This window comes from Pseudomonas sp. 8_5_2 (assembly GCF_059295255.1).
Window position 1 is genome coordinate 4,716,486 of the sequence record NZ_CM181238.1, and the last position, 23,889, is coordinate 4,740,374.

General features: G+C 63.8%; 22 protein-coding genes. 16 read left to right on the forward strand and 6 right to left on the reverse strand.

All coding sequences use genetic code 11. The features are described 5' to 3' along the window. The first annotated feature begins 142 nt into the window (after positions 1 to 142). The 7 genes from AC5O5R_RS21610 to pdeM all read left to right on the forward strand — a co-directional run bounded on the left by AC5O5R_RS21610 (position 143) and on the right by pdeM (position 11,216). Positions 143 to 1,501: an aminotransferase-like domain-containing protein gene (locus AC5O5R_RS21610; protein WP_494514741.1), complete on the forward strand. Its 1,359-nt coding sequence runs from the start codon at positions 143 to 145 to the stop codon at positions 1,499 to 1,501. A gap of 85 nt (positions 1,502 to 1,586) precedes the next feature. Then, positions 1,587 to 4,028, forward strand: a complete 2,442-nt coding sequence (locus AC5O5R_RS21615; RefSeq protein ID WP_172231584.1) for a penicillin acylase family protein — start codon at positions 1,587 to 1,589, stop codon at positions 4,026 to 4,028. Between the two features lie 107 nt (positions 4,029 to 4,135). Next, positions 4,136 to 5,152, forward strand: coding sequence for a ligase-associated DNA damage response exonuclease (locus tag AC5O5R_RS21620; protein ID WP_172231581.1), 1,017 nt, complete (start codon positions 4,136 to 4,138; stop codon positions 5,150 to 5,152). Next, positions 5,149 to 6,807, forward strand: coding sequence for an ATP-dependent DNA ligase (locus tag AC5O5R_RS21625; RefSeq protein ID WP_172285594.1), 1,659 nt, complete (start codon positions 5,149 to 5,151; stop codon positions 6,805 to 6,807). The genes AC5O5R_RS21620 and AC5O5R_RS21625 overlap by 4 nt, the downstream gene beginning before the upstream one ends. A 122-nt stretch (positions 6,808 to 6,929) precedes the next feature. Next, a complete protein-coding gene (locus AC5O5R_RS21630; RefSeq protein WP_494511594.1) occupies positions 6,930 to 8,045 on the forward strand; it encodes a succinylglutamate desuccinylase/aspartoacylase family protein in 1,116 nt (371 codons plus the stop codon). Between the two features lie 67 nt (positions 8,046 to 8,112). After that, positions 8,113 to 10,563 (forward strand): ligase-associated DNA damage response DEXH box helicase, encoded by a 2,451-nt coding sequence (locus AC5O5R_RS21635; RefSeq protein WP_494514742.1) that lies wholly within the window; start codon positions 8,113 to 8,115, stop codon positions 10,561 to 10,563. Further along, positions 10,560 to 11,216, forward strand: a complete 657-nt coding sequence (gene pdeM, locus AC5O5R_RS21640) for a ligase-associated DNA damage response endonuclease PdeM (protein WP_172227894.1) — start codon at positions 10,560 to 10,562, stop codon at positions 11,214 to 11,216. The genes AC5O5R_RS21635 and pdeM overlap by 4 nt, the downstream gene beginning before the upstream one ends. A 10-nt stretch (positions 11,217 to 11,226) precedes the next feature. Here pdeM and AC5O5R_RS21645 read toward each other — a convergent pair whose 3' ends face one another. Further along, entirely contained in the window at positions 11,227 to 11,454 is a 228-nt protein-coding gene (locus tag AC5O5R_RS21645) for a hypothetical protein (protein ID WP_172227896.1), read from the reverse strand. 96 nt (positions 11,455 to 11,550) lie between these two features. Next, positions 11,551 to 12,117, reverse strand: a complete 567-nt coding sequence (dcd, locus tag AC5O5R_RS21650; protein ID WP_003258001.1) for a dCTP deaminase — start codon at positions 12,115 to 12,117, stop codon at positions 11,551 to 11,553. 338 nt (positions 12,118 to 12,455) lie between these two features. Between dcd and AC5O5R_RS21655 the strand changes: the two genes are divergently transcribed. Further along, positions 12,456 to 12,665, forward strand: coding sequence for a cold-shock protein (locus AC5O5R_RS21655; RefSeq protein WP_012273869.1), 210 nt, complete (start codon positions 12,456 to 12,458; stop codon positions 12,663 to 12,665). 132 nt (positions 12,666 to 12,797) lie between these two features. On the opposite strand, the gene apbC is transcribed toward AC5O5R_RS21655, so the two are convergent. After that, positions 12,798 to 13,892 (reverse strand): iron-sulfur cluster carrier protein ApbC, encoded by a 1,095-nt coding sequence (gene apbC / locus AC5O5R_RS21660; protein WP_172227898.1) that lies wholly within the window; start codon positions 13,890 to 13,892, stop codon positions 12,798 to 12,800. A gap of 158 nt (positions 13,893 to 14,050) precedes the next feature. Here apbC and metG point away from each other — a divergent pair, with 158 nt between their 5' ends. The 7 genes from metG to AC5O5R_RS21695 all read left to right on the forward strand — a co-directional run bounded on the left by metG (position 14,051) and on the right by AC5O5R_RS21695 (position 19,737). Then, positions 14,051 to 16,090 (forward strand): methionine--tRNA ligase, encoded by a 2,040-nt coding sequence (gene metG, locus AC5O5R_RS21665; protein WP_172227909.1) that lies wholly within the window; start codon positions 14,051 to 14,053, stop codon positions 16,088 to 16,090. A gap of 87 nt (positions 16,091 to 16,177) precedes the next feature. Further along, entirely contained in the window at positions 16,178 to 16,726 is a 549-nt protein-coding gene (locus AC5O5R_RS21670; protein ID WP_172227911.1) for an Rnf-Nqr domain containing protein, read from the forward strand. Beyond that, entirely contained in the window at positions 16,723 to 17,697 is a 975-nt protein-coding gene (locus AC5O5R_RS21675; RefSeq protein WP_172227913.1) for an RnfABCDGE type electron transport complex subunit D, read from the forward strand. The genes AC5O5R_RS21670 and AC5O5R_RS21675 overlap by 4 nt, the downstream gene beginning before the upstream one ends. Beyond that, complete coding sequence (locus AC5O5R_RS21680; protein WP_172227915.1) at positions 17,694 to 18,296, forward strand: RnfABCDGE type electron transport complex subunit G; 603 nt, start codon at positions 17,694 to 17,696, stop codon at positions 18,294 to 18,296. The genes AC5O5R_RS21675 and AC5O5R_RS21680 overlap by 4 nt, the downstream gene beginning before the upstream one ends. Further along, positions 18,289 to 18,813: an NADH:quinone oxidoreductase gene (locus AC5O5R_RS21685; RefSeq protein WP_172227917.1), complete on the forward strand. Its 525-nt coding sequence runs from the start codon at positions 18,289 to 18,291 to the stop codon at positions 18,811 to 18,813. The genes AC5O5R_RS21680 and AC5O5R_RS21685 overlap by 8 nt, the downstream gene beginning before the upstream one ends. A gap of 4 nt (positions 18,814 to 18,817) precedes the next feature. After that, positions 18,818 to 19,456, forward strand: coding sequence for an endonuclease III (nth, locus tag AC5O5R_RS21690; RefSeq protein WP_172227919.1), 639 nt, complete (start codon positions 18,818 to 18,820; stop codon positions 19,454 to 19,456). A gap of 104 nt (positions 19,457 to 19,560) precedes the next feature. Further along, positions 19,561 to 19,737, forward strand: coding sequence for a PA3496 family putative envelope integrity protein (locus tag AC5O5R_RS21695; protein ID WP_172227921.1), 177 nt, complete (start codon positions 19,561 to 19,563; stop codon positions 19,735 to 19,737). A 56-nt stretch (positions 19,738 to 19,793) separates the two neighbouring features. On the opposite strand, the gene AC5O5R_RS21700 is transcribed toward AC5O5R_RS21695, so the two are convergent. Further along, positions 19,794 to 20,417 (reverse strand): response regulator transcription factor, encoded by a 624-nt coding sequence (locus AC5O5R_RS21700; protein WP_172227923.1) that lies wholly within the window; start codon positions 20,415 to 20,417, stop codon positions 19,794 to 19,796. A gap of 359 nt (positions 20,418 to 20,776) precedes the next feature. Here AC5O5R_RS21700 and AC5O5R_RS21705 point away from each other — a divergent pair, with 359 nt between their 5' ends. Continuing rightward, a complete protein-coding gene (locus AC5O5R_RS21705; RefSeq protein WP_172227932.1) occupies positions 20,777 to 21,259 on the forward strand; it encodes a hypothetical protein in 483 nt (160 codons plus the stop codon). Positions 21,260 to 21,327: 68 nt separating this feature from the next. Here AC5O5R_RS21705 and AC5O5R_RS21710 read toward each other — a convergent pair whose 3' ends face one another. Beyond that, complete coding sequence (locus AC5O5R_RS21710) at positions 21,328 to 22,545, reverse strand: argininosuccinate synthase (protein ID WP_494511602.1); 1,218 nt, start codon at positions 22,543 to 22,545, stop codon at positions 21,328 to 21,330. Positions 22,546 to 22,844: 299 nt separating this feature from the next. Then, positions 22,845 to 23,768 (reverse strand): flagellar protein MotY, encoded by a 924-nt coding sequence (locus tag AC5O5R_RS21715; RefSeq protein ID WP_172232950.1) that lies wholly within the window; start codon positions 23,766 to 23,768, stop codon positions 22,845 to 22,847. Between the last annotated feature and the right edge of the window lie 121 nt (positions 23,769 to 23,889).

Consider the following 23,889-nt stretch of genomic DNA (forward strand, 5'->3'; position numbering starts at 1 on the left):
TCACGGTGGTTCGAAGGGTTTTGGCATCGCGAAAAAGTGCCTACGGGCGCATGGTCGCATCAGCCGCGCGGGCTAGCTCGAACAGTCGACGAGGTTTTGGCTTAACTGTTAGGCTGGTTTTTCTAACAGTCGCGGACTCGCCATGCCTACGCCCAGCCTTCATGAGCAGTTGAAACAACGCCTCGACGCCGGCGAATGGCTGCCCGGGCAGCGTATGCCGTCCATTCGCAAGCTGACCGCAGCGATCGGCTGCAGCTATCACGATGTTGTGTCTGGCTACGCCCGGTTGGTCGGCGAAGGGTTGCTGACGTCCGTCCCTGGCCGTGGCTACTTCGTGGCCAGCCACCCACGGCAGCACGGGCCGGTGGATGCCCCCAGCGGCATGGCTGGCGACCCGCTGTTCAAGCTGCTGCAGGGTGGCCAGCACTACACCAAGCTGGGCAGCGGCTGGCTGCCACCCGCCTGGCGAGACACCGAACTGCTGGCCAAGGCGATCCGGCGCACGGCGCGCCTGGAGCAGAGCTCGCTGGCTGAATACGGCGACATCCAGGGCTACCTGCCCATGCGCAACCAGCTGTGCGTGCACCTCGCACGCCTGACCCGTATCGACGCGCGGCCGCACCAGCTGCTGACCACGCTGGGCGCCACGCAGGCACTGGACCTGGTCGCACGGCTGCTGATCACGCCAGGCGACCATGTGTTCGTCGACGAGCCTGGCAATGGCAACCTGATCAAGCTGGTCCAGCTGGCCGGTGGCCACGTGGTCGGGGTGCGGCGCAACCAGGATGGTCCGGACGTGGATGAGATGAAAAAGCACCTGGCCACGCACAAGGTCAAGGCGTTCTTCTGCAACAGCACCTTCCACAACCCGACCGGCGGCAATATCACCCCGCACAATGCCTTCAGCGTGTTGCGCCTGGCGGTGGAGCACGACTTCCACGTGGTTGAAGATGATGTGTACGGCGACTTCAGCCCCGGCGTTCGCCAGACCCTGGCGGAACTGGACAACCTGGAACGGGTCATCTACATCGGCAGCTTCTCCAAGTGCCTGTCGGCATCATTGCGGGTGGGCTACATCGCCTGCCCGGCGGCCCTGATCGAGCCGCTGACACGCTTGAAGCTGCTGACCTGCGTGGCCGTCCCGGCGTTTTGCGAGCGCTTCGTCAACACCATCCTGGCCGATGGTACCTATGCCCGGCACATGAATGACGTGCAGCAGCGCCTGATCCGCCAGCAGGCGCAAACCCAGCGTTTGTTGCTGGCGCGTGGCTGGCAGTTCGACATAACCCCGCAAGGCGGCATGTTCCTGTGGGTCCATCACCCCGATCTGGCAGACCTGCAACCTTTCATGCACAAGCTGGAACAGCATAAAGTGCTGCTGATGCCAGGCTCGGCGTTTGCGGTCGGGCGTGACTACAAACGCTTTGCGCGCATCAACTGCACACACTTTTCCGACGCCGTGGCCGAGCATTTCAAGGTTCCGCCAGGCATCGGTAAATAAAGCGCCGAGTGACCTTGCACGGCGACTGCGCGCTTACTACCTTAGCGCCTTTAAAACCTTGCCACGCCTTGCAGGAGCCCTTGTCATGGCCGCCCCCGCCTTTCCTCCCTTCCGCCTGCGGTTCGCAACCGCCGCCACGCTGCTCGGCACGCTCGGGCTGGCCGGCTGCCAGACGGGCGGCTACCAGGACAGCGTGCCACCGACCAGCGGCATGCAACCGCTCAAAGGCCTGGCACAGAACGTTTCGGTACGCCGCAACGCCATGGGTGCACCGCTGATCGAAAGCAGCAGCTTCCATGACGCACTGTTCAGCCTGGGCTATGTGCACGCCGGCGATCGCATCGAACAGATGGTCGCCATGCGCCTGCTTGCCCAAGGCCGCCTGGCCGAGCTGGCCGGCAGCGAAGCACTGGACATCGACCGCCTGATGCGCGCGGCCAACCTCAAGCAGAGCGCCGCCCAGCAATACGCCGACGCATCGCCACGGCTAAAACGCTTCTTCGAAGTGTATGCGCGCGGGGTCAACGCCTACCTGTTCCGCTACCGCGACAAACTGCCCGCCAGCCTGGCCAGCAGGGGCTACCGCCCCGAATACTGGAAGCCAGAAGACTCGGCGCTGATCTTCAGCCTGTATGCCTTCAGCCAGTCGGTGAACCTGCAGGAAGAGCTAAGCGCCCTGACCCTGGCGCAGAAAACCGGCAGCGACAAGCTGGCCTGGCTGCTGCCGGGGGCCCCGGACGAACCGTTGGCCGAAAGCGAGGTGGACAAGCTCAAGGGCCTGAACCTGGCCAGCCAGTTGCCGGGGCTGCCGGCCCTGGCCGCTGCCAGCCAGAAGCTCGCCGAGCTCGACCTGCTCGGCAGCCCGGGCTCGGCCAACCTGGCCCTGGCCCCGCAGCGCAGCCGCAGCGGCAAGAGCCTGCTGGCCAGCGATAGCCGTGCCGCCTGGGCCCTCAGCCCGGTACAGATCCACACCGGCAAGTACCAGGTTGCCGGCCTGTCGCTGCCTGGCCTGCCGATCGTGCTGGCCGGCTATAACGGCAAGCTGGCCTGGAGCAGCAGTGCAGTCATGGCCGACAACCAGGACCTGTACCTGGAGCAGCTGCGCCGCCAGGGCACCCAACTGAGCTACCTGGCCGACGGCAAGTGGCTGCCGGCCCGGGCCCGCAGCGAAACCTTCCTGGTGCGCGGCCAGCGACCGCTGCGCGAAGTGATGTACGACACCCGCCATGGCACCCTGCTGGCCCAGCCCGACAACGCCAGCCTGGGCCTGGCACTGAACCTGCCGCAGTTCAAGGGCGACCGCAGCCTGGATGCGCTGTTCGACCTGACCCGCGCCAAGAACGTGGAACGTGCCTTCGACAGTACCCGCGAAGTCACCGCCGTCGCCCTCAATTTCGTTTTCGCCGAGCCTGAGCACATCGGCTGGCAAGTCAGCGGCCGCTACCCCAACCGCCGCGAAGGCCAAGGCCTGCTGCCCTCGCCAGGCTGGGACGGGCGCTACGACTGGGACGGCTATGCCGACCCGATGCTGCACCCCTACGACCAGGACCCGCCCGCCGGCTGGCTCGGCCACGCCAACCAGCGCAGCCTGCCACGCGGCTATGGCATGCAGCTGTCCAGCAGCTGGTACTACCCCGAGCGCGCCGAGCGCCTGGGCCAGCTGGCCGGCAATGGCCGCCACGATAGCCGCAGCCTGATGGCCCTGCAGAATGACCAGGTCACCCTGATGGCCGACAAGCTCAAGCAGATGTTCGACGCCCCGGGGATGGCACAGCCGCTGAAACAGGCGATCGATGCCCTGCCCGCCGCACAGCGCGACAAGGCCCGCGACACCCTGGCCCGGCTCAAGGCGTTCGATGGCCGCCTGAGCCCGGTGTCGGCAGATGCCGCGCTGTACGAGCTGTTCCTTCAGGAAATGGCTCGGCAGACGTTCCTTGACGAGCTGGGCCCGGAGTCCGGCCCGGCCTGGCAAGCGTTCGTCAGCAATGCGCGGTTGTCATTCTCGGCCCAGGCCGATCACCTGCTGGGCCGCGACGACAGCCCGTTCTGGGATGACCGCAACACCCCACAGAAGGAAGACAAGCCGGCCATCCTCGCCCGCAGCCTGGCAGCGGCAGTGGATGCCGGCACCGCGCAACTGGGCGCTGACCGCCGCGCCTGGCAGTGGGGCAAGCTGCACCAGTACCGCTGGCCGGCACCGGCCTACCATGGCCTGGGCGACCCGCTCGGCCGCTCGCCCATGGCCGCAGGTGGCGATTTCACGACCCTCGCCTTGACGCCTTACGCCTGGGGCAACGATTTCGATACCCGCCTGCCGGCCTCGGCGCGGATGATCGTCGACTTCGGTCAGGCCGAACCCTTGCAGGTGCTGACCAGCACCGGGCAATCCGGCAACCCGGCCAGCGCGCATTACAGCGACGGGCTGGATGCCTGGCTCAAAGGGCGCTTCATGAGCCTGCCGCTGCAACCGCAGAACTTCGGGCGGGCGTATGGCAACCAGCGGCTGACGTTGGTGCCTGGAAAATAAGCGTGATCGCCCGTATCGGGGCCGCTTTACGGCCCCGGTCATTTCCGGTCGAACTTCCCATGTCTGCCATGGCTCCTAACTGGTAACGCCAAACCAGTGCCCGTGCCATGGACCTCGTCATTGCCCGCCCCGAAGGCCTGTACTGCCCGCCCGGTGATTTCTACATCGACCCCTGGCGGCCGGTCGAGCGTGCCGTCATCACCCACGGCCACGGCGACCACGCCCGTACCGGCAACGCCCATTACCTGACTGCCGCACCGGGCGCCGGCATCCTGCGCAGCCGCCTGGGCCAGGACATCGACCTGCAGACCCTGCCCTACGGCGAGCGTTTGCTGCACCACGGGGTAACCCTGAGCCTGCACCCTGCCGGCCATGTGCTGGGTTCGGCGCAGGTGCGCCTGGAGTATCAGGGCGAAGTCTGGGTGGCCTCCGGCGACTACAAGGTGGAGCCCGATGGCACCTGCACCCCCTTCGAACCGGTGCCCTGCCACACCTTCATCACCGAATCGACCTTCGGCCTGCCGATCTACCGCTGGCCCAGCCAGGGTGAAATATTTGCCGGCATCAATGCCTGGTGGCGGGCCAACTGCGAACTGGGCAAGGCCAGCGTGCTGTTCTGCTACGCCTTCGGCAAGGCCCAGCGAATTCTGCACGGGCTGGACGCCAGCATCGGCCCGATCCTCGTGCATGGCGCCGTCGAGCCGCTGAACCGGGTGTACCGGGAGGCCGGCGTGCACCTGCCGGAAACCCGCTACGCCGGTGACATCCCGCGCAACGACCCACTGCTGCGCCAGGCCCTGGTGCTGGCGCCGCCATCGGCCGGCGGCAGCAGCTGGATGCGCCGTTTTGGCGACTACAGCGACGCGTTCGCCAGCGGCTGGATGCTGCTGCGTGGCACGCGCCGGCGGCGCGGCGTCGACCGCGGCTTCGTGCTCTCGGACCATGCCGACTGGCCAGGGTTGCTCTGGGCCATCGCCCAGACCGGTGCAGAACGGGTGATGGTCACCCACGGCTCGGTCAACGTGCTGGTTCGCTACCTCAACGAACAAGGCCTGGACGCCCGTGCTTTCGTCACCGAGTACGGCGAGGAAGACGACGCGACCAGCGCGGAGCCAGACGCATGAAGGCCTTCGCCGAGCTGTATCTGCGGCTGGATGCGACCACCTCGAGTAATGCCAAACTCGAAGCCCTGCGCGACTACTTTGCAAGCGCCCCCGCCGACGATGCGGCCTGGGCGGTGTACTTCCTGGCGGGCGGCCGCCCCCGCCAATTGGTGCCAACCCGTGTGTTGCGGGAGCTGGCCACCGCCCTGGCAGGGTTGCCTGACTGGCTGTTCGAAGAGAGCTACCAGTCCGTTGGCGACCTGGCCGAAACCATCTCGCTGTTATTGCCGCAGAGCCCTCAGCAGAGCGCCGATGGCCTTGCGTACTGGGTTGAAGCCCATTTGCTGCCGTTGCGCGGGCTGCCCCCGGAACAGATACAGCAACGCCTGCCGCCTTTGTGGGCGCAGCTGGACCGCCCCAGCCTGATGCTGTGCCTGAAGCTGATCACCGGCAGCTTGCGCGTCGGTGTATCGAAGCTGCTGGTCACCCGCGCCCTGGCGCAGCTGGCGGGCCTGGATGCCAAGCGGGTGGCCCAGCGCCTGGTCGGGTATACCGACATCAGCCACCGCCCCACTGCGGCCAGCTACCAGCAACTGGTCGCCCCGGAGTCTGCCGATGAACATCGTCAGCGTGGCGGCCAGCCGTACCCGTTTTTCCTCGCCCACCCGCTGCAAGCGCCAATCGAGCAGTTCGATGCACTGCTCGGCCCGCCAGGCGACTGGCAGATCGAGTGGAAGTGGGACGGCATTCGCGCCCAGGTGGTCAAGCGCGAGGGCCAGCTCTGGGTGTGGTCGCGCGGCGAAGAGCTGGTCACCGACCGCTTCCCCGAATTGCACAGCCTGGCGCAGACGTTGCCTGATGGCGTGGTGCTCGACGGCGAGATTCTGGTATGGAAGCCGGGCGCTACCGCTGCTGACCTGGCTGTACAGCCGTTTGCCCTGTTGCAACAACGTATCGGGCGCAAGACGCTGGGCAAGAAGCTGCTGGGGGATGCGCCTGTAGTGCTGCAGGCCTACGACCTGCTGGAGTGGCAAGGCGAAGACTGGCGCAGCCGGCCACAGTACCAACGCCGCCGTCAGCTGGAGCTGTTGCTGGAGCACTATCCGTTGGCCCCGGTGCTGCTATCACCCCTGCTCGAAGGCCCGGACTGGGCCGACCTCGCCCGCCAGCGCGAGCGGTCCCGCAGCCTGGGTGTCGAGGGCTTCATGCTCAAGCAACGCGAGGCCCTGTATGGCGTGGGGCGCACCAAGGATATGGGCACCTGGTGGAAATGGAAAATCGACCCGTTCAGCGTCGATGCCGTGCTGATCTATGCCCAGCGCGGCCATGGCCGGCGGGCAAGCCTTTACAGCGACTACACGTTTGCCGTGTGGGACGCTCCGGCTGGCACCCCGGGGCGAGCGCTGGTGCCTTTTGCCAAGGCCTACTCCGGGCTTACCGATGAAGAGATGCGCAAGGTCGACGCCATCATCCGCAAGACCACCGTGGAAACCTTCGGCCCGGTACGCAGCGTAACGCCAACACTGGTGTTCGAACTGGGTTTCGAAGGCATAGCCCTGTCCAGGCGCCACAAGAGCGGCATCGCCGTGCGCTTCCCACGCATGTTGCGCTGGCGGCTGGACAAACCGGTGGATGAGGCCGATGACCTGGCGACCTTGCAGGCGCTGCTGGCCTGAGACAAATGTGCGACCTGCAGGCTTCAAGCAGATACCGGAAGAGGCGCAGCAGCAGAATTTATGCTTCTATCTTTGTGCCGACCCGTGTCGCAGACCGTTTTCGCCACGTAGCCAGGACTACCATGCACCATTCGACCCACGACCTGCTCTCACCCGTTCCGGGCATTACCCGCCAATTGCACAGTTTCCACTTCGGCCCCCGCGGGGGCGGCAAGGTCTATATCCAGGCCTCGCTGCATGCCGACGAGCTGCCCGGCATGTTGGTGGCCTGGCACCTCAAGCGGCGCTTGGTAGAGCTGGAACAGCAAGGCCGCCTGCGGCGCGAGATCATTCTGGTGCCGGTGGCCAACCCTGTCGGCCTGGAGCAGGTGCTGCTGGATGCGCCACTGGGGCGTTTCGAATTGCAGAGTGGGGAGAACTTCAACCGCAACTTCGTCGACCTGTCGGACAGCATCGGCGACCAGGTCGAAGAACACCTGACCCTGGACCCGGTACACAACACCGCACTGATCCGTGAATACCTGCGCCGGGGGCTTGATGCACATCCCGCGCGCACGCCGCTGCAGGCGCAGCGCCTGATCCTGCAGCGGCTGGCCTGCGATGCCGACCTGGTGCTGGACCTGCACTGTGACTTCGAGGCCGTGGAGCACCTGTACACCACGCCCGAAGCCTGGCCGCAGATCGAGCCACTGGCCCGCTACCTGGGCGCCCGGGCCAGCCTGCTGGCGACCGACTCGGGCGGGCAGTCGTTCGATGAATGCTTCAGCCTGGTCTGGTGGCAGTTGCAACAACGTTTCGGCAAGCGCTATCCGATCCCGCAGGGTTGCTGCTCGGTCACCGTCGAGCTGCGTGGCCAGGCGGACGTCAGCCACGCGCTAGCCAGCAAGGACAGCCAGGCGATCCTGGATTTCCTGACGCATGCCGGGGTCATCGAGGGTGCCAGCGCTGCCCTGCCCGCCTTGCTCAACCCCGCCACGCCGCTGGCTGCGGTTGAACCTGTGGCAACGCCGCTGGGCGGCTTGCTGGTGTATCACGCCAAACCCGGGCAGCACCTTGAGGCCGGGCAGTTGATCGCCGAGGTGATCGACCCGCTCAGCGACCGGGTGACCGCCATACGCAACAGTCAACCGGGCCTGTTGTATGCACGCAGCGTAAGGCGCATGGCCACTGCGGGCATGGTCGTCGCCCATGTGGCTGGCCAACAGGTATGCCGCAGCGGCTACCTGCTGGCCAACTGATCCGGTAAAACCATTGCACCTGGCGGGCGGTCTGTAGAAGCACAGCCTTCGAAGGACCACCAGCCCCATGCCCGCCGCTACCAACCTTGCCGATGCCTGGTTCGCCCAACGCGGCTGGACGCCGTTCGCTTTCCAGCGGCGGGTCTGGGCGGCTGTCGAGCGGGGTGAGTCCGGCCTGCTGCATGCCAGTACCGGCGCGGGCAAGACCTACGCGGTCTGGCTCGCCGCACTGCGTGCATTCAAGGCCCAGCCTCAAGGCCGTCAGCCGGCGCCCTTGCAGGTGGTGTGGGTGACGCCCATGCGCGCCCTTGCCGCAGACACCGCCCGGGCACTGCAGGCACCCCTGGATGAACTGGGTTTGCCGTGGAGCGTGGGCGTGCGCAGCGGCGATACCGGCAGCGCCGAACGTGCCCGCCAAGCGCGTCGCCTGCCCAGCGTGCTGGTGACAACTCCCGAGAGCCTGACCTTGCTGCTGACCCGGGCACAGGCCAGCGAAGACTTCGCCAGCGTGCGCCTGGTGGTCGTGGACGAATGGCACGAACTGTTGGGCAACAAACGTGGGGTGCAACTGCAACTGGCGTTGGCCAGGCTGCGTCGCTGGCACCCTGGCTTACCCACCTGGGGCCTGTCTGCCACGCTGGGTAACCTGCAGCACGCCCTGGACGTTCTGCTGCCCCAAGGCGGCTTGCTGGTGCAGGGCAGGCAGGACAAGGCCCTGCAGGTCGATACCCTGCTGCCAGCGGCGATCGAGCGCTTCCCCTGGGCCGGGCACATGGGCCTGAAAATGCTCGACCAGGTCAGCCGGGAGATCGATGCCAGTGCCAGCTGCCTGGTCTTTACCAATACCCGCGCCCAGGCCGAACTCTGGTACCAGGCCCTGCTGGACGCACGCCCGGACTGGGCCGGCCTGATTGCCCTGCACCATGCCTCGCTGGCCCGCGATACCCGTGACTGGGTCGAGCGCAGCCTCAAGCAAGGCGCCCTCAAGGCGGTGGTCTGCACCTCCAGCCTGGACCTGGGGGTAGATTTTCTGCCGGTGGAACGCGTGCTGCAAATCGGCTCCGCCAAGGGTATCGCCCGCCTGATGCAGCGCGCCGGGCGCTCTGGTCATGCCCCCGGACGGCGCTCGCGACTGACCCTGGTGCCCACCCATAGCCTGGAACTGGTGGAAGCTGCGGCGGCCCGCCAGGCATTGGCCGCGGGGCATATCGAGGCGCGCTTCTCGCCGCGGCTGTGCATGGACGTGCTGGTGCAGCACCTGGTCAGCATGGCCTTGGGCAGCGGCTTTCGCGCCGACCAGTTGCTGGCCGAAGTACGCAGCACCTGGGCCTTTGACGAACTGCGCGACAGCCAGTGGCAGTGGGCACTGGACTTTGTCTGCCACGGCGGTAGCTCGCTCACCGCCTACCCGGACTACCAGCGCGTCGAGCGCGACGCCGACGGGGTTTATCGGGTTGCCAGCGAACGCCTGGCGCGACGCCACCGCATGAGCATCGGCACCATCGTCAGCGACGCCAACCTGCAACTGAAATACTGGAGCAAAGGCGGTGGCGGCAAGACATTGGGCAGTGTCGAAGAAGCCTTCATCGCTCGCCTGCGGCCGGGCGATACCCTGGTCTTTGCCGGGCGGGTGCTGGAGCTGGTCCGCGTCGAAAACATGACCGCCTATGTGCGCCGCAGCACCGCGCGCAAGGCTGCGCTGGCGCGCTGGAACGGCGGGCGCATGCCGCTTTCCAGCGAACTGGCCGATGCGCTGGTCGAACAGCTCGACGCTGCCGCTCATCAGCATTTCGAAGGGCCCGAAATGCGGTCGGTGCGCCCGTTGCTGGAACTGCAGGCGCAATGGTCGGCGCTGCCCACCACCCGCACGCTGCTGGCAGAAACCTTCAAGTCACGCCAGGGCTGGCACCTGTTCCTGTACCCGTTCGCCGGGCGCATGGCCAACCTGGGCCTGGCCAACCTGATTGCCTGGCGGGTCAGCCGGGACCAGCCGCTGTCGGTATCGATTGCCGTCAACGACTATGGTTTCGAACTGCTCAGCCCGGGCAACGTGGACTGGGCGACGCATTTGCCTCGGGCGCTCGGTACCGATCATCTGCTGGAGGATGTGCTGGCCAGCCTGAATGCAGGCGAAATGGCGCTGCGGCGCTTTCGCGAAATCGCCCAGATTGCCGGGCTGGTGTTTGGTGGTTACCCGGCGGCGCAGAAGAGTACACGGCAGATCCAGGCCTCCAGCGGGTTGTTCTATGAGGTGTTCCGCAAGCACGATGCGGGGAACCTGCTACTGGGCCAGGCTAGCGATGAAGTGCTCAGAGAGGAGCTGGAAATCGACCGGCTGCATCGGCAACTGGTAAAAATGGAGGGCCTGCGCCTGGACCTGCAGGCATTGAAGCGCCCGGGGCCGCTGGCGTTTGCCTTGCTGGTGGAGGGGATGCGCGAAACCCTGAGCACCGAGAAGCTGGCCGACCGTATTGCGCGAATGGTGGCGGACCTGGAACGCGCGGCGGGTGGGCAGTGAACAACCATCAGCCGATCGATTTGTGCGGTCAGGTACTATGGCTGCTGCCCGACAAGGCCATTTACTGGCCCGCCCGCCGGGCCTTGCTGGTGGCCGATGTGCATATCGGCAAGGCCGCCAGTTACCGTGCCCTGCATCAACCGGTACCGCGCGGGACCACCGATGCGACGCTGGCCCGCCTGGATGCCTTGCTGGCAGCGCATGATTGCGAGCGTCTGGTCGTGCTTGGCGATTTTCTGCACGCACGTACGGCCCGGGCACCCGCAACACTGGCCAGGCTGCAAGTATGGCGCGAGCGCCATGCAGGCCTGGATATTGTACTGATACGGGGCAATCACGACCGCAACGCCGGCGACCCACCGGCCGCGCTCGATATCCGGGTCGTCGACGAGCCATGGGTACTGGCGCCTTTCGCGTTGCAGCACGAACCCAAGCCGCACCCGGCCTACCCGGTGCTTGCGGGCCACGTGCATCCGGTGTTCGTCCTGCGCGGCAGGGCACGCCAGCGCTTGCGCCTGCCGTGCTTCCTGATCGATCAGCAAGTCAGCCTGCTGCCCGCATTCGGTGAGTTCACCGGCGGGTGGGAAATTGCACCGGCCAGCGCCAGCAAGGTTTATCTGGCTGGCGCAGACCGCGTGTGGCCGCTGCTATAGCAGCGCAGGCTCAGGCAACAGGTGCGGGAGGTGGCTCATCAGGCAGGGTCGGCTCGCCCGGCTCCATGGGTGGTGTTTCACCAGGTTGCGGTGGTTGCGGGGTATCGGGACCAGGCTGGTGGGGCACGCCCCCCGCCTGCAGCGGCAGCGGATGCGCCAGCAGTGACCACGGCAGCACCCCTACATGGTTGGGCTGCAAGCCGGCCAGCTTCGCACTGATCGCGGGATGGAGTTTCATTGGCACCTCCTGACAACAGCCGATGGGCGTCATGCACATCGGCACGGTTATCCGTTGGAGTGCCAAAGGCGCGTGAAATTCCGCGCGCCCGTCGGCTCAGGTGCGCGGCAGGGTGACGCCGCGCTGGCCCTGGTACTTGCCGCCACGGTCCTTGTACGAGACTTCACATTCTTCGTCGGACTGCAGGAACAGCATCTGCGCCACGCCTTCGTTGGCGTAGATCTTCGCCGGCAGCGTGGTGGTGTTGGAGAACTCCAGCGTCACGTGGCCTTCCCACTCGGGCTCGAGCGGGGTGACGTTGACGATGATGCCGCAGCGGGCGTAGGTGCTCTTGCCCAGGCAGATGGTCAGCACGTCACGTGGAATGCGGAAGTACTCGACGGTGCGCGCCAGGGCAAACGAGTTCGGCGGGATGATGCACACGTCACTCTTGATGTCGACGAAGCTGCCGGCATCGAAGTTCTTGGGGTCGACGGTGGCCGAGTTGATGTTGGTGAACACTTTGAATTCGTCGGCGCAGCGCACGTCGTAGCCATAGCTGGAGACGCCGAAGGAGATCACCCGGCTGTCCTGCTCGCCGCGCACCTGGCGCTCGACGAACGGTTCGATCATGCCGTGTTCCTGCGCCATGCGGCGAATCCACTTGTCCGATTTGATGCTCATGGCGGGGTGTCCTGAAGAGTTGCGAGGTGAAAATGGTGACGCGCATCTTACCGGTCCCGGCGCCCGCTTCAAAGTTTCATCCTGCATTAGGGCTACAATCCCCGCCCGACGGGGCTTGCAGCCGCCGTCGATCCGATTTTGCGTAAAGCGGCCTCTGGCCATTGGCAGGTTGCGGAAAGTGGGGTAAGGTGTCGCCACTGTGCTGCACGTGACACCGAGAATCTCTAGTTTGATGCACGATCAAGATCGCACCATCGCTGAATTTTCTGCTCTCTTTGCGCTCAGTCCCGGGAAGGGTTTTTCCTGACCGTAATTAAATTGTCCAAGGAGACAGAAAAATGTCCAACCGTCAAAACGGTACCGTTAAGTGGTTCAACGATGAGAAAGGCTACGGCTTCATCACCCCTCAGTCGGGCGACGACCTGTTCGTGCACTTCAAAGCCATCCAAGCTGACGGCTTCAAAACCCTGAAAGAAGGCCAGGCTGTTACTTTCGTCGCTACCCGCGGCCAGAAAGGCATGCAGGCTGAAGAAGTTCAGATCGCCTAAGTCGATCTAGCTTCCTAGCTTTCAAAAAAACCCGCCTTCTGGCGGGTTTTTTTATGCCTGGCTGAAAGACCGGGTCGCCTGCTTCGCGGGCTTGCCCGCTCCCACTGCGGGAGCAGGCGACTCGGTCTCAGGTCAATCTTCGCTGATGGTGATGCTCGGCATGGCAGGTGCTGCTGCTTCCTGCAGGACGATCCGGGCGCCCACCTGGCGCGCCAGTTCCTGGTAGACCATGGCAATCTGGCTTTCCGGCTCGGCAATCGCCGTTGGCTTGCCACTGTCGGCCTGCTCGCGGATCAACATCGACAACGGCAGTGACGCCAGCAGGTCGACGCCGTACTGGCTCGCCAGCTTCTCCCCACCACCCTCACCAAACAGATGCTCGGCATGGCCGCAGTTCGAGCAGATATGCACGGCCATGTTCTCGACCACGCCCAGCACCGGGATATTGACCTTGCGGAACATCTCCACGCCTTTTTTGGCATCCAGCAGCGCCAGGTCCTGTGGCGTGGTGACGATCACCGAGCCGGCCACCGGCACCTTCTGTGCCAGGGTCAGCTGAATGTCACCGGTGCCCGGCGGCATGTCGATCACCAGGTAGTCCAGGTCATCCCAGGCAGTCTGGGTCACCAGTTGCAGCAATGCACCGGAAACCATCGGGCCACGCCAGACCATAGGCGTGTTGTCGTCGGTAAGGAACGCCATGGACATCACTTCGACGCCATGGGCCTTGATCGGCACAAACCACTTCTGCTCGCGAATCTGCGGGCGAGTGCCCTCGGCGATACCGAACATCACGCCCTGGCTAGGGCCGTAGATATCGGCATCGAGGATACCGACCCGTGCACCTTCGCGGGCCAGGGCCAGGGCCAGGTTGGCTGCGGTGGTCGACTTGCCCACACCGCCCTTGCCCGAGGCCACGGCGATGATGTTCTTGACGTTGGCCATGGCCGGCACCTGGGCCTGGGCCTTGTGCGCAGCCACGACGCAGTCGATCGACACCTGGGCGCCGCTGACGCCGTCAAGGTTGCCGATAGCGGTCTGCAGCACCTGGGCCCAGCCGTTCTTGAACAGCCCTGCGGCATACCCCAGCTGCAACTGCACGCTGACCTGCCCACCCTGGATATCGATGGCGCGCACGCAACCGGCGCTGACCGGGTCCTGGTTCAGGTAGGGGTCGGTGTACTGGCGAAGCACGCCTTCGACGGCGGCACGGGTGACGGCACTCATGGACACTCCCATTGGCAAACTGAATATAAAACAGGCGCCTATCCTAACCCGTCAATCGTCCGCAGATGCTTCTGCTGGGTGAAATATATTCGCCAGCCCTTTATAGTGGCCGATCACCCTCATTTTTACCCCGTAGCCAGATAAGTAGCCGAGCCACCATGTCCGAGCCACGTCAGATTCTCGTCACCAGCGCCCTGCCCTATGCCAATGGATCGATCCATCTTGGCCATATGCTGGAGTACATCCAGACGGACATGTGGGTGCGCTTCCAGAAGCTGCGCGGCAACCAGTGCATCTATGTCTGCGCCGACGACGCCCACGGTTCGGCGATCATGCTGCGCGCCGAGAAGGAAGGCATCACGCCGGAACAGCTGATTGCCAACGTCCAGGCCGAGCACAGCAGCGACTTCGCCGACTTCCTGGTGGACTTCGACAACTTCCACTCCACCCACAGCGAAGAAAACCGCGAACTGTCCAGCCTGATCTACACGCGCCTGCGTGAAGCCGGGCACATCGCCACCCGTTCGGTGACCCAGTATTTCGACCCGGAAAAGGGCATGTTCCTCGCCGACCGCTTCATCAAGGGCACTTGCCCGAAATGCGCGGCCGAAGACCAGTACGGCGACAACTGCGAAAAATGCGGCGCCACCTACGCGCCCACCGAGCTGAAAAATCCCAAGTCGGCCATCTCGGGTGCCACCCCGGTACTGCGTGATTCCCAGCACTTCTTCTTCAAGCTGCCAGACTTCCAGGCCATGCTGCAGCAGTGGACCCGCAGCGGCACCCTGCAGGACGCGGTCGCCAACAAGCTGGCCGAATGGCTGGACTCGGGCCTGCAGGAGTGGGACATCTCCCGCGATGCGCCGTACTTCGGCTTCGAGATCCCGGGCGAGCCGGGCAAGTACTTCTACGTGTGGCTGGATGCGCCGATCGGCTACATGGCCAGCTTCAAGAACCTCTGCGCACGCCGCCCGGAGCTGGATTTCGATGCCTTCTGGAACCAGGACTCCAAGGCCGAGCTGTACCACTTCATCGGCAAGGACATCGTCAACTTCCACGCCCTGTTCTGGCCAGCCATGCTCGAAGGCGCCGGCTTCCGCAAGCCGACCGCGGTCAACGTACACGGCTACCTGACCGTCAACGGCGCCAAGATGTCCAAGTCGCGCGGCACCTTCATCAAGGCCCGCACCTACCTCGACCACCTGCAGCCGGAATACCTGCGCTACTACTACGCGGCCAAGCTGGGCCGTGGCGTCGATGACCTCGACCTGAACCTCGAAGACTTCGTGCAGAAGGTCAACTCCGACCTGGTCGGCAAGGTGGTCAACATCGCCAGCCGCTGCGCCGGGTTCATCCACAAGGGCAACGAGGGCGTGATGGTAGCCGGCGATGCCGCGCCAGAGCTCACCGAAGCTTTCCTGGCCGCCGCGCCGTCCATTGCCGAAGCGTATGAAGCGCGCGACTTCGGCCGCGCCATGCGCGAAATCATGGCACTCGCCGACCGTGCCAACGCCTGGATCGCCGACAAGGCACCGTGGTCGCTGGCCAAGCAGGAAGGCAAGCAGGATGAAGTGCAGGCCATCTGCGCCCAGGGTATCAACCTGTTCCGCCAGCTGGTGATCTTCCTCAAGCCTGTGCTGCCGGTGCTGGCCGCCGACGCCGAAGCGTTCCTCAACGTGGCGCCATTGACCTGGAACGACCACCTGTCGCGCCTGGAAAACCACGCGCTGAACCCGTTCAAGGCGCTGATGAGCCGCATCGAACTGGCCAAGGTCGAGGCCATGGTCGCTGCCAGCAAGGAAGACCTGCTGGCCGCCGAAGCCAAGGCCCCGGCGGGCAATGGCGAGCTGACCAAGGACCCGCTGTCGGCGGAGATCGAGTTCGATACCTTCGCTGCCGTCGACCTGCGCGTGGCGCTGATCGTCAAGGCCGAAGCCGTGGCGGGTGCCGACAAGTTGCTGCAACTGACCCTGGACATTGGTGACGAGCGCCGCAATGTGTTCTCCGGGATCAAGTCGGCCTACCCCGACCCGTCCCAACTCGAAGGCCGCCTGACCATGATGGTGGCCAACCTCAAACCGCGCAAGATGCGCTTTGGCGTGTCCGAGGGTATGGTCATGGCTGCGGGCCCTGGCGGTGAGGAAATCTACCTGCTGAGCCCGGACAGCGGCGCCAAGCCAGGTCAACGCATCAAGTAAGCTCCCTGCCCCGGCCCTCGTGCCGGGGCATTGCTTTCAGCCCTTGGTGACCGGACCCTCGCCACGATTTCCGGCTATCGTCATGCCATGAACGACTACATTCTGGTGTTGGTCAGTGCCGCGCTGGTCAATCAACTGTGCCTGCTGCAACAGCCCGTTCCCAGGCTGCACGTGCATGTGCACGGCCTGGCCTGCGCATTGTGCATTGCCCTGGGCGTGATCGGTGGTCAGCTGCTGGTGCGCGCAGTGCTTGTGCCGCTGCAGGCGCAGGACTTTGTCCTGTTTCTGCTGTTGCCATGGCTGGCGCTGCTCGCCTGGGGCGTACCGCAATTGCTGGCCATGTGGCGTCCGGCCTGGGCCATGGTGGGTCGGCCGACACTGCTACTGGGAAATGCCGCAGTGTTGGGCCTGGCCCTGCAGCAGACAAGCAGCGACAGCACATGGCTGGCAACGCTGCTGCAAGCCCTGCTGGCCGGTGCCGGCTTCTGGCTGGCGCTGGCGCTGTTTGCCGACCTGCGCGAGCGCTGTGCCCACGCCGACATCCCTGGCGCACTACGCGGTCTGCCCATCGAATTGCTGGGTGCCGGGATAATGGCCATGGCATTTTCCGCTTTCAACGGGTTGTTCGCACCATGAAAACCGTTCCCGACCCGCGGCTGCGCACCAGCATGGGCCTGGTACTGCTGGCCTGCAGCCCTGGCCTGCTGACGTTGCTGTGGCTGCAAGGCTGGGGGGTGCTGCTGAACCTTCTGCTAAGCGCCAGTGCCGCCCTGCTGTGCGAAGCGTTGCTGGTGGCGGTACGGGCACAACCGCCGGGTGCGGCGCTGAACGATGGCAGCGCGCTGGTAACCGCCGTATTGCTGGCGGCCTCCTTGCCCGCCCTGGCCCCTTGGTGGTTACCCGTGGTTGCCGCGAGCGTTGCCATTGGCATTGGCAAACAGGCCTTTGGCGGTGTCGGGCGCAATCTGTTCAACCCGGCCATGGTCGGCTATGCCTTCGTGCTGCTGAGCTTCCCGCTGCAGATGAACCATTGGCCAGGACCGGCACCCGGCCTGCTGGACAGCCTGCAACAGGTGTTTGCCGGGGGCGACCAGGTCGATGCCTGGGCCCGGCCGACACTGCTCGACGGCCTGCGCCACAACCGCAGCCTGACCATCGATGAACTGTTCGCCAGTCACCCAGGCTTCGGCAGCATTGGCGGGCGGGGCAGCGAATGGGTGAACCTGGCCTTTCTGCTAGGCGGCCTTTTCTTGCTACAGCGCAGAGTAATCAGCTGGCATGCCCCTGCGGGGTTGCTGGCAGGGCTGGCGCTGTTCAGCCTGCTGGGCTGGAACGGTTCGGGGTCGGACTCCAATGGCTCGCCCTTGCTGCACCTGTTCTCCGGTTCGACCATGCTGGCGGCGTTCTTCATTGCCACCGAACCTGTATCCGGTCCCAGGAGCGAATGGGCCAGGCTGTACTTCGGGGTGGGCACAGGGCTGCTCATCTACCTCATTCGCACCTGGGGCAGCTACCCGGATGGCACGGCCTTCGCCATCCTGCTGATGAACCTCATGGCACCGGCGCTCGACCGCCTGGCCCTGCAGCGCCAGCAGGCCGCTCGATGAACCGCCTGGCGCGCGACGCGGGCCTGTTGCTGCTGACCGCAGCCATTGCTGTGTCCACTACCCTGGCATGGCGGCAGTGGACCCGGCCGGCGATCGTCAGCGCCGAGAAGCAACTGCAAACTCGCCAACGACTGGCGGTGCTGCCCGCCGGCAGCTACGACAACCAGCCGCTGGACAACCCTTTGCCAACACCTGCTGCACAGCGGCCAGCCAGCCGCATCCTGGCGGCTTACCGGGCCACCCTGACGGGCAAGCCAAGCGCGATCATTCTGGTCACCCAGGCCCAGGGCTACGCCGGGCCAATCGTACTGAGCGTCGCCATCGCCACAGACGGCCGGTTGATTGCCAGCCAGGTGGTCGAACAGCAGGAAAGCCCGGGGCTGGGGGCACGCCTGGGCGACCCGCAGGTGCACTGGCTGGACCAATTTGCCAATCGCCATCTGGGCGATCACTGGGCGCTTGAACGGGACCACGGTGACTTTGACCAGCTGGCCGGCGCAACCGTGACCTCGCGGGCAGTGATCACCGCCTTGCAGGAAGCGCTGGGCTATTTCGATGAACAACGTGGCAGGCTGCTGGAGGGCGCCCTGGATGAATAGGTTCTACCTGTTGGCTGCAAGCCTGGTGTCCTTGCTGGGCGCCACCCGGACACTGCGCGAAGGTGTCGCCATTGGCTTGTGCGCAGTGCTGACAGCCAGCTTGCACCAACTGTTGCTGACACCGCTGCGCAAGCGGCTGGCCCGTTGGGCGTATGTGCTGGCCAGCTTGCTGCTGCTGGCGGCGTTGCTCACCTGCTTGCAACTGGGGCTGCGTGCCTGGCTGCTACCGCTGGCGATTACCCTCGGCCCCTACCCGCTCCTGCTGTGCCTGCAATGCCTGGCCGTTGACCACCTGGTACCCGAACAAGGCCGCTGGCGCCTGCTTGCCACGCACCTTGGCGCGGTGTTTGCCTGCTGCCTGTTGCTTGGCGCCTGCCGCCAGTGGCTGGCCAACATCACAGATGTACACCTGGCCAACCTGGCCCCCGGCGCGCTGCTACTGCTCGGACTGCTGGTGGCCTTGTACAATCGCCTGCGTCCGGGCCCCGCCCATCCACGCCGTCAAGGAAAGCTCTGATTTCATGAATGCCGCCAAACGCCTGGAGATATTTCGCAGGCTGCACGAAGACAACCCCGACCCCAAGACCGAACTGGCCTACACCACTCCGTTCGAGCTGCTGGTGGCCGTGACGCTGTCCGCGCAATCCACCGACGTCGGGGTCAACAAGGCTACCGCCCGCCTGTTCCCGGTTGCAAATACCCCCGAGGCTATCCATGCCTTGGGTGTTGAAGGCTTAAGCGAGTACATCAAGACCATCGGGCTATACAACAGCAAGGCCAGGAACGTGATTGAAGCCTGCCGGCTGCTGATCGAACTTCACGACAGCCAGGTGCCGCAAACCCGCGAAGCCCTGGAGGCGCTGCCTGGTGTGGGTCGCAAAACCGCTAACGTGGTACTCAATACCGCGTTCCGCCAGCCAGCCATGGCAGTGGATACGCATATTTTCCGCGTCAGCAACCGCACGGGTATTGCCCCAGGCAAGACCGTGCTGGAAGTGGAGAAAAAGCTGATGAAGTTCGTACCGAAGGATTACCTGCTGGACGCTCATCACTGGCTGATCCTGCACGGGCGTTACGTGTGCCAGGCGCGCAAGCCGAGGTGCGGCAGCTGTCGGATCGAAGATTTGTGCGAATACAAGCACAAAACCTCTGACGATTGAGCCAATAGGCAGAAACCACCCAGCACGATTGAAAAAATCTTTTTTACCAACGTCTGCTTTCTGGTTATAAGGACGGCCAATGGCCCCTTGGCTTGGAGCGACTCATGAGTAGCGATAAAGACGACCTGTCGATCGAAGATGATTTTGTTGCCGTAGAGGATGAAGCGGAGCCCCAGGTGGAAACCGCAAAGACCAACCTCAGCAAACGCCGCACCATCGACAACATGCTCGAAGAGCGACGCTTGCAAAAGCAGCTGGCCGATTTCGACTACGATCTGTAGCGCCGGGCCGGCAACCCTGGCAAAGCCTCCCGATTGGAGGCTTTACGGCTTCGCCGTCAGTTCAGTCCTTGCCGCTGTGCCAGTTCGATCAAGTCGACGAGTGATCGCGCATTCAGCTTGAGCAACAACCGCGCCTTGTAGGTACTGACCGTCTTGTTGCTGAGGTACATGCTGTCAGCGATTTCCTTGTTAGAACGCCCCCGGGCCAGCTGCTGCAATACGGTCATCTCGCGCGCCGAGAGGCGGTTGACCATGTCTGTCTCGCTACCCCCTCCCCTGCCACGTGACGCATGCAAGGCCTGGTTGGGGAAATAGCTGTAGCCCGACAGTACGGCCTTGATGGCGCTCAGCAGCTCGGTCAGCTCCTGTTGCTTGCATACATACCCCGCAGCCCCCGCCTGCATGCAGCGCATCGAAAAGTTGCCGGGCACCTGCGATGTCAGCACCAGTACCTTGCTCTTCGGACTGAAAGTCGCAATGCGGGCAATCACCTCCAGGCCATCGAGTTTCGGGATACCGATATCCAGAACCACGATATCCGGCAGGTGTTGCCTTGTCAGCTGCAGCGCAGCCACCCCATTGTCGGTTTCCGCCACGACGTCGTACCCATGCCGCTCCATCAGCATGCGTACGGCCAGGCGTATGACCGGATGATCATCCACGATAAGCACTTTATTCATGCGATATCCATTCATTCATTATTGCTTTGGCACGCCAAGATAACCGACGGGGCGCCTGCTGGCGCGGCGATTTCCGGGCGAAACGGATGAACAGATGAAACCTACATCACTTACAGAAATTTCCTACACACAACGGCAGTAGTTGTAACAACCAACTTCTTTATTACCTAAAAGCGGTATCAGTCGGCTGCAACAATGACCCTATTGAACATTCACCTTGATTTGAAGAAGCATCCAACTTCTCAGTCAGAAAAAATACTGCTGCAGAGCATGCTGGCGTCCACACCCGGAAGCGCTCCAGTCTTCAGTTGATTGCACCTCAGAGGTGAAGATGGGCAAAATCGCTGGAGACGGCCCACATGACCCCATCACAACCTGTCGCCCCGCTGACCATCATTGCCATCTTCGCGGGGATCATCGAGGCATCCGCCCTGGCTACACTGCCGTTTCTAAGCGAGTCCAGCCAAAAGCTCTACACTTGGTTCCTGGTAGGCTTCCCGTTCTTTCTGACGGCACTGTTTTTCCTGACGCTGAACTTCAATTACAAGTCGTTCTACAACCCGTCAGCACGTGAAACAGCAACCGACGCCCCCCCGCAATCCAGCGCTGCAGCCACTCCGTCCATCGCCAATAACCCCCAGGAGTCTGCGCATGAGGAGCCTGTCACCTTCACGTTCTCCGGCCCTGAGGCCAACCGCCTGATGGAGCAACAGTTGCTGTTTGCGCTTGCCCAGCCAGCCGTGCCAGCGCGCATCTGGCGCTTTTGCAACCTGGATCAACGTCAATGTGTTCAGCTGTCGATCAGCCCACTGGATGCCGATGTGGTAGACCCTGGAAGTTGAAACCGCAGGCCTTTGCGCAGGCAAAAAAAACCCCGGCCAAAGCCGGGGTTCTTGCTACACGCCAATGATCAGAGCAGCGAACGGCCCTTGTTGGCAGCGATGCGCATACGCAGGGCGTTGAGCTTGATGAAGCCGGCAGCATCCGCCTGGTTGTAGGCGCCGCCATCTTCCTCGAAGGTAGCGATGTTGGCATCGAACAGCGAATCGTCCGACTTGCGGCCCACTACGGTGACGTTGCCTTTGTACAGCTTCAGGCGAACAACACCATTCACGTTGACCTGCGAAGCGTCGATCATCTGCTGCAGCATGACGCGCTCCGGGCTCCACCAGTAACCGGTGTAGATCAGGCTGGCGTACTTCGGCATCAGCTCGTCTTTCAGGTGAGCGACTTCGCGGTCCAGGGTGATCGATTCGATGGCACGGTGAGCCCTGAGCATGATGGTGCCGCCAGGCGTCTCGTAGCAGCCACGCGACTTCATGCCGACATAACGGTTTTCGACGATGTCCAGGCGGCCGATACCGTTGGCACCACCGATACGGTTCAGATCGGCCAGGACGGTGGCCGGGGTTTTCTCGACGCCGTCGATGGCGACGATGTCACCGTTGCGGTAGGTCAGCTCGAGGTAGGTTGCCTGGTCCGGGGCGTTCTCTGGCGAGACGCTCCAGCGCCACATGTCTTCTTCGTGCTCGGTCCAGGTATCTTCCAGGACACCGCCTTCGTATGAGATATGCAGCAGGTTGGCGTCCATCGAGTAAGGCGATTTCTTCTTGCCGTGACGCTCGATCGGGATGCCGTGCTTCTCGGCGTAGTCCATCAGCTTCTCGCGGGACAGCAGGTCCCACTCACGCCATGGGGCGATAACCTTGACACCTGGCTTCAGGGCATAGGCACCCAGCTCGAAACGAACCTGGTCGTTGCCTTTGCCGGTGGCGCCATGGGAAATGGCGTCAGCGCCGGTTTCGTTGGCGATTTCGATGAGGCGCTTGGCGATCAGCGGACGGGCGATGGAGGTACCCAGCAGGTACTCGCCTTCGTAGACGGTGTTGGCGCGGAACATCGGGAACACGAAATCACGCACGAACTCTTCGCGCAGGTCGTCGATGTAGATCTCTTTAACGCCCATTGCCTGGGCCTTGGCGCGGGCCGGCTCGACCTCTTCGCCCTGCCCCAGGTCAGCGGTGAAGGTCACCACTTCGCAGTTGTAGGTATCCTGCAGCCACTTGAGAATCACCGAAGTATCAAGGCCGCCGGAATACGCCAGTACGACCTTATTTACGTCCGCCATGCCATCACTCCACGGGGTTGTACGGAAAGGGATCGATTCTAACGGCCTTGAGGATAAATTTACAGTGGGGCGACAGCTTCTGACGACAAAGCGACAGGAACTGTCGGAAGGGCGACGGGGTTGGAGGGGGCTGATGATCGAGGCACCAGGTGCATGGCTTGGAATGGATGGATGGGATCATGGCCCCAAGGTGCATGCCTTGCCATATTCAGCGGTTGTGAGATCGAGCGCCGGAAATGCTGTGCCGAACACATGGAGGCCTCATTGCAATCCACCTCCATACACCCGGCCCTCCACCCTCAAGGAGCCTTCGCCCCCGGCGCTGCTGCAGCAGGCGCAGGCGCAGCCTGCTCCACCGGTTTCTCTGGCACCCCCCCCCGATCCAGCTCGATATTCACCCGCCGATTGCGCGCCCGATTCGCCGCACTGTTGTTCTTTGCAAGCGGGTACCGCTCGCCATGGAAACGCACGGTAATCTGCTCCTGCGCAATCCCATGCGCCGTCAGGTAATCAGCCACGGCCAACGCCCGGCGGCGCGACAGGTCGCGATTGGTCAAACGGTTACCACTGTTGTCCGAGTGCCCATTGAGCTCGACATGGTTAACCGACGGATCAGCCTTCATGTAATCCAGAATCACATCCAGCCGCGCGCGCGCGGAATCATCCAGTTCGATACCCCCCCCCGGGAAGCCCACCTGGGTCTGGCGTACCTGGTCGTAGTTCATCGGCAGGAGCTTGGCAGCACACACCTGGTAATCGCTGTAGGCCTTGGCGAAGCTGACCGGCAACACGCGCACTTCCATCGGCCTGCCCGCCTCACCGGTGTAGTTGCGCACCACCGTGCTGCGGCCATCGAGCAAACCGTTGATCAGGCGGCTGGCCTGACCCTGTGACGAGCTGAACAGCACGCCTGTGCGGGCCAGGCGGACGCTGCCAAGGTTGATATCACCACGCCCGGGCTGCCACGGCGCCGCTGCCGCCAGCAGGCTGGCGTTGCCCGCGCCCAGCACATTGCCGGCCGAGCGCAGCTGGAACACCGGCTGCTCGCCCGCCCGGCGCACGAACTCGCCGCTGCCAAAGCCGTCGATCGGCTGGATAAGGCGGCATTCGAACTGGTCACCTTCAACCTTCCAGGCAATGTTTTCCATGCGCGTCTGGAATGTCAGTGCGCCGGCCGGCAGGCTGGCGAACAGGGTCAACAGGGCTATGTAACGCTGGCGCACGGGCGGCTCCACAAATTCTGACGGCTTACCTGCAGGCTATCGGACGCGTCCCGGAAAACTTGATACCCGTGCTCGCCCGGGGGTTTTCCGGTAGCATTGGCGCTTGAGTTCGACCCGCCTG